Origin of the sequence: Devosia sp. LC5 (genome assembly GCF_000735585.1) — a bacterium.
GTDB lineage: Bacteria > Pseudomonadota > Alphaproteobacteria > Rhizobiales > Devosiaceae > Devosia.
The window spans coordinates 69,173-82,357 of the sequence record NZ_JNNO01000015.1 but is presented as its reverse complement, the minus strand read 5'-3'; the positions used below and the strand labels follow the sequence as shown (position 1 = coordinate 82,357).

The 13,185-nt window shown below is 62.5% G+C and carries 14 protein-coding genes and 1 tRNA gene; 8 read left to right on the top strand and 7 right to left on the bottom strand.

Features of this window, described 5'->3' with window-relative positions:
• From FF80_RS10185 to FF80_RS10170, 4 genes are all read left to right on the top strand, one after another.
• The coding region (locus FF80_RS10185) for a TetR/AcrR family transcriptional regulator (protein WP_035099970.1) at positions 1–608 on the top strand (608 nt) is incomplete at its 5' end.
• Entirely contained in the window at positions 605–1,543 is a 939-nt protein-coding gene (locus FF80_RS10180; protein WP_035099939.1) for an HlyD family efflux transporter periplasmic adaptor subunit, read from the top strand. The genes FF80_RS10185 and FF80_RS10180, both read left to right, overlap by 4 nt.
• The gene (locus FF80_RS10175; RefSeq protein ID WP_035099935.1) at positions 1,540–2,478 is read left to right on the top strand and encodes an ABC transporter ATP-binding protein; all 939 of its coding nucleotides are present in this window, start codon (positions 1,540–1,542) and stop codon (positions 2,476–2,478) included. The genes FF80_RS10180 and FF80_RS10175 overlap by 4 nt, the downstream gene beginning before the upstream one ends.
• Positions 2,475–3,611, top strand: a complete 1,137-nt coding sequence (locus tag FF80_RS10170; RefSeq protein WP_035099933.1) for an ABC transporter permease — start codon at positions 2,475–2,477, stop codon at positions 3,609–3,611. The genes FF80_RS10175 and FF80_RS10170 overlap by 4 nt, the downstream gene beginning before the upstream one ends.
• Positions 3,612–3,636: 25 nt before the next feature.
• Here the strand turns inward: FF80_RS10170 and murA are convergent, their stop codons facing one another.
• Complete coding sequence (murA, locus tag FF80_RS10165; protein ID WP_035099930.1) at positions 3,637–4,929, bottom strand: UDP-N-acetylglucosamine 1-carboxyvinyltransferase; 1,293 nt, start codon at positions 4,927–4,929, stop codon at positions 3,637–3,639.
• Between the two features lie 231 nt (positions 4,930–5,160).
• Positions 5,161–5,325, bottom strand: a complete 165-nt coding sequence (locus FF80_RS22090; protein ID WP_200877188.1) for a hypothetical protein — start codon at positions 5,323–5,325, stop codon at positions 5,161–5,163.
• Between the two features lie 181 nt (positions 5,326–5,506).
• Between FF80_RS22090 and FF80_RS10160 the strand changes: the two genes are divergently transcribed.
• A tRNA-Thr gene (locus FF80_RS10160) sits at positions 5,507–5,581 on the top strand.
• A 98-nt stretch (positions 5,582–5,679) separates the two neighbouring features.
• Here the strand turns inward: FF80_RS10160 and FF80_RS10155 are convergent.
• Positions 5,680–6,069, bottom strand: a complete 390-nt coding sequence (locus FF80_RS10155) for a PRC-barrel domain-containing protein (RefSeq protein WP_035099927.1) — start codon at positions 6,067–6,069, stop codon at positions 5,680–5,682.
• A gap of 157 nt (positions 6,070–6,226) precedes the next feature.
• Between FF80_RS10155 and FF80_RS10150 the strand changes: the two genes are divergently transcribed.
• Positions 6,227–6,526, top strand: a complete 300-nt coding sequence (locus FF80_RS10150; protein WP_035099925.1) for a hypothetical protein — start codon at positions 6,227–6,229, stop codon at positions 6,524–6,526.
• Positions 6,527–6,574: 48 nt separating this feature from the next.
• On the opposite strand, the gene FF80_RS10145 is transcribed toward FF80_RS10150, so the two are convergent.
• Positions 6,575–7,237, bottom strand: a complete 663-nt coding sequence (locus FF80_RS10145; protein ID WP_113124039.1) for an OmpA family protein — start codon at positions 7,235–7,237, stop codon at positions 6,575–6,577.
• 101 nt (positions 7,238–7,338) lie between these two features.
• Complete coding sequence (locus FF80_RS10140) at positions 7,339–8,109, bottom strand: SDR family oxidoreductase (protein WP_035099920.1); 771 nt, start codon at positions 8,107–8,109, stop codon at positions 7,339–7,341.
• Positions 8,110–8,369: 260 nt separating this feature from the next.
• On the opposite strand from FF80_RS10140, the gene hemA reads away from it, so the two are divergent.
• The gene (gene hemA / locus FF80_RS10135; RefSeq protein ID WP_035099918.1) at positions 8,370–9,650 is read left to right on the top strand and encodes a 5-aminolevulinate synthase; all 1,281 of its coding nucleotides are present in this window, start codon (positions 8,370–8,372) and stop codon (positions 9,648–9,650) included.
• A gap of 355 nt (positions 9,651–10,005) precedes the next feature.
• Here the strand turns inward: hemA and FF80_RS10130 are convergent, their stop codons facing one another.
• Positions 10,006–10,641: a LuxR C-terminal-related transcriptional regulator gene (locus FF80_RS10130; RefSeq protein ID WP_052153381.1), complete on the bottom strand. Its 636-nt coding sequence runs from the start codon at positions 10,639–10,641 to the stop codon at positions 10,006–10,008.
• Between the two features lie 292 nt (positions 10,642–10,933).
• Entirely contained in the window at positions 10,934–11,368 is a 435-nt protein-coding gene (gene mscL, locus FF80_RS10125; RefSeq protein WP_035099916.1) for a large conductance mechanosensitive channel protein MscL, read from the bottom strand.
• 169 nt (positions 11,369–11,537) lie between these two features.
• Here mscL and FF80_RS10120 point away from each other — a divergent pair, with 169 nt between their 5' ends.
• Positions 11,538–13,160, top strand: coding sequence for a hybrid sensor histidine kinase/response regulator (locus FF80_RS10120; protein ID WP_052153380.1), 1,623 nt, complete (start codon positions 11,538–11,540; stop codon positions 13,158–13,160).
• Positions 13,161–13,185: the final 25 nt, after the last annotated feature.

Sequence of the window (13,185 nt, the reverse complement as noted above, 5' to 3'; positions counted from 1 at the left end):
GGGGGCCGGATGGGGTGCTGGATGCGGCGCGGGCGGTGTTTGTGGAGAAAGGCTATGCGGCGGCCAAGGTGGATGAGGTGGCGCGGCGGGCGGGCGTGTCCAAGGGGACGGTCTATCTCTATTTTCCATCCAAGGAAGCGCTGATCGAGGGGATTGTGCGGCGGGCGGTGGCGCCGATTGCGTTGCGGGCCCTGCCGGACCTCGAGACCTATGAGGGCGATCCGCGCGTGCCCATTACCATGCTGCTGACGGTGCTGATCCAGCAATTGGCGCGGCCCGAGGCGATCGCCGTGCCCAAGCTGGTGTTGCGGGAGGTGCTGAGCTTTCCCTTCATCGCCACGTTCTATCGCAATGAAGTGCTCGACAAGGTGATGCCGGCGCTGATCGGGCTGATCCGGCGCGGGGTGGAGAGCGGCACACTGCGCAAGGTCGATCCCGAACTGACGGTGCGCTCGATCATCGGCCCGCTGCTGGCCCATGTGGCACTGGGCGAATTGTTCGGCATCATGCCGGCGGGCGGGGACCTGGCGCTCGAGCGGTTCGTCGCCAACCATCTCGACATCCTGTTTCACGGCATCAGCACGCAACCGGCGGAGGCCCGGCCATGAGCGATTTCCTCGGAGGTATTTTCGCGGCGATAATGGCCTTGCTGCCGGGCGGAGCGGGCGATGCGGCCGGGTACCCGGGATATCTGGAGGCAGACTATGTCTATGTGGCGCCAGTTGGTGCCGGGCGCATTGCCGATATGGCGGTGGCGGAGGGCGAGCCGGTCGCCATGGGTGACATGTTGTTCGCCCAGGACGATGCGCAGCAGCAGGCGCTGTTGACGGCGGCGCTGGCGCGCAGGCAATCGGCAGAGGCAAATCTCGATAATCTGACGACAGGCGGCCGGGCGCTGGAGGTGGATGTAATCCGTGCCTCGCTGGCCAAGGCGCAGTCGGATCTGGCGTTGGCGCAATCGAACCTGGCGCGCAGCGAAAAATTGCTGGCGGCAGGCACGACAACGCAAGCGCGGGTTGAACAGGACCGCGCGGCACGGGCCTCGGCAGAGGCACAGGTGGCCCAACTTACTGCGCAAGTGGGCGTGGCCGAATTGCCGGCGCGCAATGCGCAGCAAGTGGCGGCCGAGGCCGAGCTGGAGGCTGCGGCAGCCGATGCCAATAGGGCGCAGCTCGACCTGAGGGATCGCCAGACCGTGGCGCCGGTCGCCGGCATTGTGGATCGATTGTTCTATTCAGCGGGAGAGATTGCTGCGGCGGGCACGCCGGTAGTGTCAATCCTGCCCCAAGGGGCACTCAAAGCGCGGTTCTTCGTGCCGGAAGCCGAGCGCTCGGCGCTGGCGGTGGGTGGCGTGGTGCAGGTGGGGTGCGATGGCTGTGCAGCGATGAGCGCCAGAATCACCTATTTTGCCAGCGAGCCGCAGACCACCCCACCGGTGATCTATTCAAAAGAAGAGCGCGGGCGGCTGGTTTATCTGGTGGAAGCCGAGCTCGAGGCGCCCGGAGATTTGCGGCCGGGCCAGCCGGTAACGGTGACGCGGTGAACGGGGAAAACGTCATCGACGTGACCGGGCTCACCAAGAGCTTTGGCGACAAGCTGGTGGTCGACCATTTCGACATCCGGGTGCCGCGTGGCGCCATCTATGGCTTTCTGGGGCCGAACGGCTCGGGCAAGACGACCACGATCCGCATGCTGTGCGGGCTGCTGCTGGCCGATGCGGGGCAAGGCACGTGCCTGGGTTTCGATGTGCGCCGGGAGGCCGCCGCGATCAAGACGCAGGTCGGCTATATGACGCAGAAATTCAGCCTCTATGAAGACCTGACCATTCGCGAAAATCTCGATTTCGTGGCGCGGATGTATGGAATTGCCGACCGGAGCAAGCGGGTGAGCGCCGCGCTGGCCGATCTGGGGCTGGCGGACCGCTCGGGACAATTGGCGGGCACGCTGTCGGGCGGTTGGAAGCAGCGGTTGGCACTGGCGGCCTGCCTGATCCACGACCCGCAATTGCTGCTGCTGGACGAGCCCACGGCGGGCGTCGATCCCAAGGCGCGGCGCGATTTCTGGGATGAGATCCGCCGGCTGAGCAAGGCCGGTGTCACCGTACTGGTCTCGACCCATTACATGGACGAAGCGGTGCAGTGCGATTTCATCACCTATATCGCCTATGGCAAGAAGCTGATCGACGGGCCGGCGGCCGACATTCCCAAAATGGTGGGGCTGACCACGTGGCGGGCGGAGGGGCCGGACCTTGCCGCGCTCGAGGCCGAGCTTACCGGGCAGCCCGGCGTGCTGCAGATCGCGCGATTTGGTTCGACCCTGCATGTCTCGGGGACCGATGCGGCGGCGCTGGAAGGCACGGTGCGGCAACACGAGGCCAAGGGCCTCTATCGCTGGAGTCTGCAGGCGGCGGGGCTGGAGGAGGCGTTCATTTATCTCATGACGGGGGCGCGCGATAATTTCGCGCGGGATGCGGCATGAACCGGTTCTTCTCGTTGTCGCGCTTTGGGGCGGTGCTGCTGAAGGAATTCATCCAGATGCGGCGCGACCGCGTCACCTTTGCCATGATGATCGGCCTGCCCATCATCCAATTGCTGCTGTTCGGCTTTGCCATCAATGCCGATCCGCGCCACCTGCCCACGCTGGTCGAGGTCAATGACGACGGCCCGATCGTGCGCGCGGTGCTGGCCGGGATGCAGATTTCGGGCTATTTCGATTTTGAAGGCGTCGTGCATGGCCCGGATCAGGGCGAGGACGCGTTACGGCGCGGCAGCGCCAATTTCGTCGTGGTCATCCCGGCCAATTTCGAGCGCGATGTGGTGCGGGGACGGCAGCCCGATATTCTGGTGGCAGCCGATGCGGCGGATCCATCGGCGGTTGGCGGCGCGGCCGCGGCGCTGAGCGGGATCGTTGCGGGCGCGGTAAGCCAGACATTGACCGGGCCGCTGGCTCAGGTGGCGGGCTCCCCTGCCCCGTTCGGCGTCATCGTGCACCGGGCCTATAATCCGGAGGGCAAGACCTCGACCAATATCGTGCCGGGGCTGCTCGCCATCATCCTCTCGATGACCATGGTGATGATCACTGCGGTCGCCATCGTCAAGGAGCGCGAGCGCGGCACGATGGAAATGCTGATTTCGACGCCCGTGCGGCCGTTCGAGGTGATGCTGGGCAAGATCCTGCCCTATGTGCTGGTGGGCTATGTGCAGACGGCGGTGTTCCTGGTGGCCGCGTTTGCGTTGTTCGGCGTGCCGTTCGAGGGCACATTCATGGCCTTCTTCATCGGCTTCAACCTGTTCATCCTGGGCAATCTGGCGCTGGGCTTTCTGATCTCGACACTGGCACGCAACCAGATGCAGGCCATGCAGCTGAGCTTTTTCACCATCCTGCCCTCGATCCTGCTCTCGGGCTTCATGTTCCCCTTTGCCGGCATGCCCGGCTGGGCGCAGGGCCTGGGCACGGCGGTGCCGGCGACGCATTTCATCCGGCTGGTGCGCATGGTGATGTTGAAAGGAGCCGATAGCTGGGATCTGGGCGGCGAGTTTTTCGCGCTGGCCGTGATCGTGGGCGTGATCTCGGTGGTGGCGATGATGCGGTATCGGCAGACGCTGGATTAACAGCGCCTGCCGATATTGGGTGGGCCTAGCCGGCGAGCCGTTCGATTTCGGCGCCGCAGCGGCTCAGCTTGTCTTCGAGACGCTCGAAACCGCGATCCAGATGATAGATGCGGTTGACCACGGTTTCGCCCTTGGCGGCGAGGCCGGCAATGACCAGCGAGACCGAGGCGCGCAGATCGGTTGCCATCACCTGGGCGCCCTTGAGCTGCGACTTGCCGGTGACGGTGGCGACCTGGCCATCGACGGTGATATCGGCGCCGAAGCGGGCCAGTTCGGCCACATGCATGTAGCGGTTTTCGAAGATGGTTTCGCGAATCTGGCTGGTGCCCGAGCTCATGGTCATCAACGCCATGAACTGGGCCTGCAGGTCCGTCGGAAAGCCGGGGAAGGGATCGGTTTCGATATCGACCGGCTGGATGCCATTGCCGTTGCGATAGACACGCAGGCCATCGGCTTCCGGGGTGATCACCGTACCGGTCTTGCCCAGAACGTCGAGCGCGGCTTCCAGATGCTGGGCGCGGGCGCCCTTGAGCAGTACGTTGCCGCCTGTCATTGCGGTCGCCATGGCGAAGGTGCCAGTTTCGATGCGGTCGGGAATGACATCGACCGTGGCGCCATGCAGCTTGTCGACGCCTTCAATGGTCAGCGTGCGGGTGCCGATGCCGGAGATCTTGGCGCCCATGGCGACAAGACATTCGGCGACATTGGTGATTTCGGGCTCCTGGGCGGCATTCTCGATAATGGTCGTGCCCTTGGCGAGCGTCGCGGCCATCATGATGGTGTGGGTGGCGCCGACCGACACTTTGGGGAAGACGATATGGGCACCCTTGAGGCCGCCCTTGGGCGCCTTGACCACGACATAGCCTTCGTCGATGTCGATTTCAGCGCCCAGTTCCTTGAGGCCGAAGAGGAAGAGATCGACGGGCCGCGTGCCGATGGCGCAGCCGCCCGGCAGGGAAACGCGGGCATTATGCTCGCGCGCCAGCAGGGGGCCGATGACCCAGAAGCTGGCGCGCATCTTGGAGACCAGATCATAGGGCGCGGTGGTGTCGACGATATCGGCGGCATGGAAGGTCATGCGCTGGCCCACGCCCTCTTCCTCGCCGCGGCGGCGCCCATGCACGGCAATATCGACGCCGTGGTTTTCAAGGATGCGCTCGAGCTGTTTGACGTCGGCGAGGCGCGGCACATTTTGCAGCACCAGGGGCTCATCGGTCAAAAGCGAGGCGATCATCAGCGGCAGTGCGGCATTCTTGGCGCCGGAGATGACGATTTCCCCGTGCAGTTCATTGCCGCCGACCAAACGAATGCGATCCATCCTGGATATCCTTAAGCGGAGCGGGAAACGCCCCTGAGGTGAGAGTTGGCCTCAATAGCCGAATCGTGTCCCCCCAACAAGGCGGGCGATGCGGCTCAGGCCCGGAACACGGGAGATTGTGCTGGAATCACAACCGGTCGTTCCATGGTGTTAAATGTCTGCCGGATTTGTCGAAAACATGGTGGCGATTTCGACCCTGTGGCGTGAGGGTCAATTCAGCCCGAAAATGGTTTACGGTTTATTGCCCGTTTTCTCCTGGGCGGCCGGATCGATCTGGGGCGAACGCGTATCGGCATCGGCACGGGCCTTGAGCTGGCCCTTACGGCGTTTGAGATTTTCGCGCAGCTTGGCGGCCAGTCTTTGCTCGCGCTGCGCTGCCTGTTCGGATTTGCTCATCAGTCCGGCGTTAGCCCATGTTCTCGCAAGGTTTGTGGTGAAAAGCCGGCCTGCGGCTTTCCTCCCTTGACCTCAGGTTGGCACTTGCAGGTTGATATGCGCTTTTTGGCCTTGCGTCGAGGTTTGGCCTATGGCACTAGAGCGCCCGTCGCCGCACCGGGCTTAGCCCTGCCGCGCAGATGCTGCCGTAGCTCAGTGGTAGAGCACTCCCTTGGTAAGGGAGAGGCCGACAGTTCAATCCTGTCCGGCAGCACCATTCAGATTTTCCCTGAAATTGACTGCCGTGTTGGCTGGTGACGTAGAAAACCGGCGCCCCGGAGGACGCCGGTTGTGCATGGCTCATTTCTGGCGGTGTTAGAGCCAGTAGGGGGCGACCCCGTAATAGTCGTAGACGCGGCGGCCGTTTTCGGCGGTCCAGTAATCGTCGTCTTCGATGTCGTATCTGGGTGCGCCTTCAAGCTGGTCCTTGGTGACATCGACCCGGTAGCCGCCCAGGCTTTCGTCATAGTTCAGCTTGCTCCAGGGGAGTGGGTAATGGTCGTGGCCCATGCCAAGGAAGCCGCCGAAGCTGAGGACGGCATAGGACACCTTGCCGCTGCGCTTTTCCACCAGGATGCGCTCGATGGAGCCAATGTGCTCGCCAGCGGGATCGTAGACCTTGGTGCCCTCGACCTTGTCCGACGCGATCAAATCGTGGGTCTCCTTGACGTCGGGGTCGCGGTTGCGAATGTCGTCGTAAGCCATTTCGAACTCCTCTTCGTTGGAATGCTAGGGCAACGCGAGATTTTCCCCTTGGGTTCCGAGATAGAAAAAGCGTGATCGAAACCACCGCGTCCGCCCGGCGCAGGGAACCGCCACGGCCAACGGGCATTGAATCGGCAGAAAAACAGGGGAGAGAAACATGGCTAATATACCCAAGACTCCGACGCCGACTGTGGCGAATGTGGACAATCTGATCGATGAGAATGGCGCACGCATCGAGGTGCCGGGTGACACGCCGATCAAGGTGGCGGGCGAGCATGACGAGACCGTGGGCGCGACGGGGCCGACCAATTGGTGGCTCTATGGCGTGGTGGGGCTGGCGATCGTGATTGCGGTGCTGCTGATCCTGCAGTTGTTCAACGGCGCGCCGGGAAGTGATGTGCAGCCGGCGACGCCGACATCGGCCCCGGTGGTGGAACCCGTGGCCCCGGCGCAATAAAAAAGCGCGGCACCGAGGCCGCGCTTTTCATATCGTAAAATGGACCGATCAGCCGTTGATGGGCGAAATCTGGATTTCGACGCGGCGGTTCTGGGCGCGGCCCTGTTCGGTGGCGTTGGATGCGATCGGGCTTGATTCGCCCTTGCCCTCGATGAAGAAGCGGCGCTGATCGATGCCCTGGTTGGCCAGGATCGTGGCGACCGAAACGGCGCGGCGCTGGGACAGCGACAGATTATAATTGTCATCGCCCTGGCTATCGGTGTGGCCATAGACGTCAACAATGGTCTTGTCGAACTTCTTGAGCACCAGCGCGACCGAGACCAGGGTCTGGTTGAACTGGGGCTGCACATTCGACTGGTCGGTGGCGAAGGTGATGTTGGACGGCATGTTGAGGATGATCTGCTGGCCAACGCGGGTCACCGAAACGCCGGTGCCCTGCAGCTGGGCGCGCAATTCGGCCTCTTGCTGATCCATATAGCTGCCGATGGCCGCACCGGTCAGGCCACCCACGCCAGCGCCGATCAGGGCGCCAACGCGCGGATCGCCGCCCACGGCTGCACCCACCAGGGCGCCGGCAATAGCGCCGCCACCCGTACCGATCAGCGCGCCGCCGGCGGTGTTGGAGAGCTGGGATTCACCGGTATAGGGATTGGTGGTGCAAGCGGTCAGCGCCAGTGTCGCGGCAAGAGCCACGAGAATCTTGGATTTCATCAATTGTCCCCCTGAAGGATTAAGTGCCCGTTTTGCGGATGGAATGCGGCAGGAAGGTGATGAATCACATATGCTGAACAAGTGATGAACGGCAATGATGTTCAAGCATTGGCCCAGCCGCCATCGACGACGAATTGCTGGGCCGAAATCATCGCGCTGTCATCGGCGGCAAGGAACAGGGCCATGCGGGCAATATCGTCGGGATAGACCCGGCCGGCCAGCACCTGGTTCTGATCGATCAGCTTCTCGCCTTCGGCATCGAGCCAATGGGTCAATTGCCGCTCGGTCATGACCCAGCCGGGGACCAGGGAATTGACCCGGATGCCCGAGCCGCCCAGTTCGCGCGCCATGGCGCGCGTGAGCCCGTGAGTGGCGGCCTTGGCGGTTTCGTAGATGGGGATGCGGGAGGACATGATCATCCAGCTGATCGAACCGGTATTGATGATCGAGCCGCGCCCGGCACGGACCATGCCCGGCGCGACGGCCTGAATGGCGAAGAAGGCATGCTTGAGATTGACTGCCATGCGGTCATCCCAATAGGCGGGGGTGACATCGGCCCAATCGTGACGCTGGTCATGGGCGGCGTTGTTGACCAAGGCCAGAGCATCGCCATGAGCAGCAGCAAAGCCGGCAATGGCTGCCTGATAGGTTTCGGTTTCGGTGACGTCGCAGGGCGTGAACAGCACCTGGTGCCCCTGCCCGGCCAGTTCGGCCGCGAGCTTTTCACCGGCATCGAGCGCGATATCGACGAAGCCGACCCTGGCGCCCTGGGCGGCAAAGTTGCGCACCAGGCTTTCCCCGATGCCGGAAGCACCACCGGAGATGACGACCGGCATGCCGGTCAGGCTGGGATATTGGGCAAATCGCGTCATGGCAGCTCCTCCGCCGGAGTGTTAGCGTGGGGCGGAGGCGTGTGCAAGGCGGCTCACCAAAGTGCAAGCAAAGCATTGGCAGCAAGGGCGTTGCACTTTAGAATGAGTCTGAATTGCTCGCGATCGCCCCATCGGGACGGCCCCCGCAAGCCGCGCGGCGAATTGACCTATGTCAATGGCTGGCCGCCGGGATTAGGTACTCTTCTATTCTGCCAGACCGGCAAAGGATCGGCCGCGGCGGGGCATAAAGGGACGTTCGAATGGACTATCGCGGTATCTTCGAAGACGCAGTGGATACGCTGCGGGCAGAAAAACGCTATCGCGTTTTCGCCGATCTCGAACGGGTGGCCGGACACTTCCCCAAGGCCATCTATCGCGACGATGCCGACAATGCGCGCGAGATCACCATCTGGTGCTCCAATGATTACCTGGGCATGGGCCAGCACGAAAAGGTCATTGCCGCGATGCAGGACACCGCCGGCAAGCTGGGCGTTGGCGCCGGTGGCACGCGCAATATTTCGGGCACAAACCGCCCGCTGGTGGAGCTGGAACGTTCGCTGGCCGATCTGCACCGCAAGGAAGCGGCGCTGGTATTCACCTCGGGCTTTGTGTCCAATGAGGCAGCGATTTCGACCATTGCGCGGCTCTTGCCCGATTGCGTGATCTTCTCCGACCAGCTCAACCATGCCTCGATGATCCAGGGCGTGCGCCAATCGGGCATGCAGAAGGTCATCTTCCGGCACAATGACGTGGCGCATCTGCGCGAATTGCTGATGCAGGTGGATCGCAAGCGACCCAAGCTGATCTGCTTTGAATCCATCTATTCGATGGATGGCGACATCGCCCCGATCAAGGAAATCTGCGACCTGGCCGAGGAATTCGGCGCGCTGACCTATATCGATGAAGTCCATGCCGTGGGCATGTATGGCCCGCGCGGCGGCGGCATTGCCGAGCGCGACGGGCTGATGGAGCGCATCGATATCATTGAGGGCACGCTGGCCAAGGGTTTTGGCACGATGGGCGGCTATATCGCGGCCAATCGGGCCATCGTGGATGCGGTGCGTTCCTACGCGCCCGAATTCATCTTCACCACCGCCCTGCCCCCAGCCTTGTGTGCGGCGGCGCGGGCGTCGATCGAACATCTCAAGGGCAATGGGCAGGAGCGCATGCTGCACCAGCGCCAGGCCCGGCTGACCAAGGCAATCCTGGCCGATGCGGGCCTACCGGTAATGGAAACCGAAACCCACATCGTGCCGCTGATCGTGGGCGACGCGCGCCAATGCAAGGCGGCCAGCGACATGCTGCTCGACAAGCACAATATCTATATCCAGCCGATCAACTACCCCACCGTGCCCAAGGGCACCGAGCGGCTGCGCATTACCCCGACGCCGCTGCATACCGACGAGATGATCTTCGAGCTGCGCCATGCTTTGGTGAGTGTATGGACCAGCCTCGAGCTGCCGCGCGAGCGGGCCGATGCGGCCATCACGGCGCGGAAATTGACCTCGGGCGATCTGACGCTGCCGACGACGGGCGGTTAGTTTCTGCGGCGGCAGTGGATGATGATTTGAATATCCCCGGGCGTGTCTCGGGGATTTTTGTTTGGTAGGTTGTTTGCAGCTTGGGTGCCACGACCTCGTAGTTCGACAAGCTCACCATGAGGTCTGCTGAGAAGGCCTACAATCTTGCCGCCCACACTGGCGTCCCTCTCCTCAGGGGCCATCCCGCGAAAGCGGGAACCTCCGTTTTGCTGCGTCAAGAAAGGAAACAGAGGTTCCCGCTTTCGCGGGAATGACATTGTGGGATGGGGCGACATGGGACGCCGGAATGACCGTTGGGACAACGTATCCCGACACCCTCCTAGCCTTCTTTTGCAGGGATAAGAGCCACGGCCCCTCAGCTCGTCAGCACAATCCGCATCAGATCGGCAGTGTTGCGGGCGCCCAGCTTTTCCATCACCCGGGCGCGATGCACTTCGATGGTGCGAGGGGAAATGCCCAGCTCGCGGCCGGCTTCCTTGTTGGATTGGCCGTTGGTGATCAGCTGGAGCACTTCGCGTTCGCGCGGGGTGAGCTGGGAAAAGCCACGCACTTCCACGGGCCGGCGACCACCCTGCATGGCGCCCAGATGCACATCCCGGCGCAGGGCATCGCGCACGACGCCCAGGAAATGCTCGGTATCGATGGGCTTGGCGATGACGTCGGAGGCACCCAGCTTCATGGCCGTTACGGCCGCTTCGAGCTGGGGGGTGTCGGACAGCATGAAAACTGGGGTGCCGGTGCGCATGGCTTTAATGCGGCGCAGCAGCGCCAAGCCGCTTTCCTCGCCGATCCGCAGATTGATCACCACCACGTCGGGGCGGCGGCGATCCAGGCTGGCCAGGAAATGACTGGCATCGAGAGAAAAGCTCGTCTGAAAACCCTCAAGCCTGAACAGGATGCTCAGCGCCTCGCAGGTGGATGGATCGGCATCGACAATATGGATCAACCGGTCACGGTTGAGAAACGAATGATAATACGTCTGGTCGCTCATTTTGCCCTCTCTGCCCAGTTGGCAAGTTTCGCTTAATTCAAAAATTCACCTGCTTGATTCAAATATCGCGCCGCCATCCGCGACCGCCGGCTCCTGAGACCAAAACGGAATCTGTGCGGTGAAAATCGCCCCGGTAATTTGCACTAGGTGTTCCTGCCGTCCCATCGGGACAACACGTAGGAGTCACTACCTAGAATATAGGTATATTTACCTCTTGTAGTGGCGTCAACAGACTTTCGTCCTATGACTATGGCAAGAAAAAGGCCGGAATGATTCCGGCCTTCCGATATTTTCAGCGTGGATTGGTGCGTAGCGCGTCACGGATTTCGGTGAGCAGCACTTCTTCCTTGGTCGGGGCCGGGGCGGCTTCCACCGGCTCCTTTGCAGCTTCACGCTTGAGCGAATTGATGGCCTTGACCACCATGAACAGCACAAAGGCGATGATCGTAAATTTCACCACCGCGTTGATGAACAGGCCGATGTTCAAGGTGGCGACACCGGCGGCCTTGGCAGCGGCGAGCGAGGGGACAGCGACATCGCCGGGATTAGACAGCACGATGAAAAGATTGGAAAAATCAACGCCGCCGATGATCAAGCCGATAAGCGGCATGAAGACGTCGTCGACAAGCGATGAAACAATAGCGCCGAACGCGGCGCCAATGATCACGCCGATGGCCAGGTCGATCATATTGCCCTTGATGGCGAAGTCACGAAATTCCTTTAGCATGAGAGCCCTCTCCGTTATTTGACCCGCCACTTCCCATCGGCATCTGCCGCACCCGTGGCGAGCTAAGGCTTAATTACTAACTGCAACAAGGCAATGGGTCGAGAGTCGATCTTGCGCAGCCTGGCAGAGGGGCGGATAGTCGCCGCCACAACGGAGCGTTCAGACTTTTATGCCGAGCCAGCGCGACACCATGCCAGCAAACCTGGCCCAGGCGATGGATCACATCCCGCAAGGGGTGGCCGTGTTCGATAGCGGGCTGCGGCTGATCACTTCCAACAAGCGCTACAACACGCTGTTGGCGCTGCCCGAGGCGTTGATCCGGCCTGGCACGCCGTTATTCGATATTGCGCTCTATCTGGGGGATCGCGGGGATCTGGGACGAGGCGATGCGGCGCGGCTGGCCATCGAGCGCATCAACCTGCTGACCGCCCTGCCCTCGACGGTGACCCAACGGCTGGGCAATGGCGGCCAGACGCTGGAATTTCATTCCTCGCGCCTGCCTGATGGCGGATTGGTCATCAGCTTTTCCGACGTCACCGCCCGGGTGCGGGCCGAACGCGAACTGGAGCGGATGAACCAGTCACTGGAAGGGCGCGTGGAAGAGCGCACGGCGGCGCTGACCCGGGTCAATACCGAGCTTGAAAATGCGCGGGCCAAGGCGGATGCCGCCAACCATGACAAGACGCGGTTTCTTGCGGCGGCCAGCCACGACCTGCTGCAGCCGCTCAATGCGGCGCGGCTCTATACCTCGACGCTGATCGAACAGGCCAAATCGACCGCTTTTGCCGAATTGGCCAATTCCATCGAGGCCTCGCTGACCGCGGTGGAAGACATCATGTCGGCGCTGCTCGATATTTCGCGCATCGATAGCGGCGCAGTGCGGCCGGCGCCCACTGCGGTGAGCGCGCGCGACTTGCTCAAGCGCATCGAGGTGGAATTCGCGCCCATGGCGCGGGGGCGGGCGATTTCGCTGCGCATCGTCAACACCCAGGCCGTGGTGCTGGCCGACCGCATGCTGGTGGGGCGCATCGTGCAGAACCTGGTGTCCAATGCCATCAAATACACCCCCAGTGGCGGCAAGGTGCTGGTGGGCGCGCGGCGCCGCGGCAATCGCATCAGGATCGATGTGATCGATACCGGCATCGGCTTCAACAAGGATCAGCACAAGCTGGTATTTGCCGAATTTTCGCGGCTCGATCGGGGCGCCCGCATGGCGCAGGGGCTAGGGCTGGGGCTGTCCATCGTGCAGCGCCTGGTGGCGACACTGGGGCTGACGCTGGAATTGGACAGCCAGGAGGGCCGGGGCTCGCGCTTTTCGCTGTTCCTGCCGGCGTCGCGCTCGACCCAGGCCAGTATCGAGAGCGGAATTGAGCCCAGCGAGGCCAATGTGGGCGTGCTCGACGTCAAGGTGCTGTGCGTCGACAATGAGCGGGCGATCCTGGAGGCCATGGAGGGACTGCTGACCCATTGGGGATGCGATGTGCGCACGGCACTTTCGCTCAAGCAGATCGACCGCGAGCGGCTTCTCGAAGGCTGGTATCCCGATATGGTGCTGATGGATTATCACCTCGAGCAAACCTCGGGGCTCGATGCCATCGAATGGCTGCGGCATAATCTGGGCGGGCATCTGCCGGCAGCATTGGTGACCGCCGATCGCAGCCCGGCGGTGCGCGCACTGGCCGAAGATCGCGGCATCGCGGTGGTGACCAAGCCGGTCAAGCCAGCGGCGTTGCGGGCCGCAATCAGCGGGCTGGCCAATCAGAGCGGGCGGGCGGCCAAGCGGGCGGTTTGAAAGGCTACAGTAGACCTCATCCTGA

Coding starts and splice junctions, on each gene's coding strand:
- FF80_RS10180 (WP_035099939.1), top strand. CDS start 605: ATGAGCGATTTCCTCGGAGGTATTTTCGCGGCGATAATGGCCTTGCTG.
- FF80_RS10170 (WP_035099933.1), top strand. CDS start 2,475: ATGAACCGGTTCTTCTCGTTGTCGCGCTTTGGGGCGGTGCTGCTGAAG.
- murA (WP_035099930.1), bottom strand. CDS start 4,929: ATGGATCGCATTCGTTTGGTCGGCGGCAATGAACTGCACGGGGAAATC.
- FF80_RS22090 (WP_200877188.1), bottom strand. CDS start 5,325: ATGAGCAAATCCGAACAGGCAGCGCAGCGCGAGCAAAGACTGGCCGCC.
- FF80_RS10155 (WP_035099927.1), bottom strand. CDS start 6,069: ATGGCTTACGACGACATTCGCAACCGCGACCCCGACGTCAAGGAGACC.
- FF80_RS10150 (WP_035099925.1), top strand. CDS start 6,227: ATGGCTAATATACCCAAGACTCCGACGCCGACTGTGGCGAATGTGGAC.
- FF80_RS10145 (WP_113124039.1), bottom strand. CDS start 7,237: ATGAAATCCAAGATTCTCGTGGCTCTTGCCGCGACACTGGCGCTGACC.
- FF80_RS10140 (WP_035099920.1), bottom strand. CDS start 8,109: ATGACGCGATTTGCCCAATATCCCAGCCTGACCGGCATGCCGGTCGTC.
- hemA (WP_035099918.1), top strand. CDS start 8,370: ATGGACTATCGCGGTATCTTCGAAGACGCAGTGGATACGCTGCGGGCA.
- FF80_RS10130 (WP_052153381.1), bottom strand. CDS start 10,641: ATGAGCGACCAGACGTATTATCATTCGTTTCTCAACCGTGACCGGTTG.
- mscL (WP_035099916.1), bottom strand. CDS start 11,368: ATGCTAAAGGAATTTCGTGACTTCGCCATCAAGGGCAATATGATCGAC.
- FF80_RS10120 (WP_052153380.1), top strand. CDS start 11,538: ATGCCGAGCCAGCGCGACACCATGCCAGCAAACCTGGCCCAGGCGATG.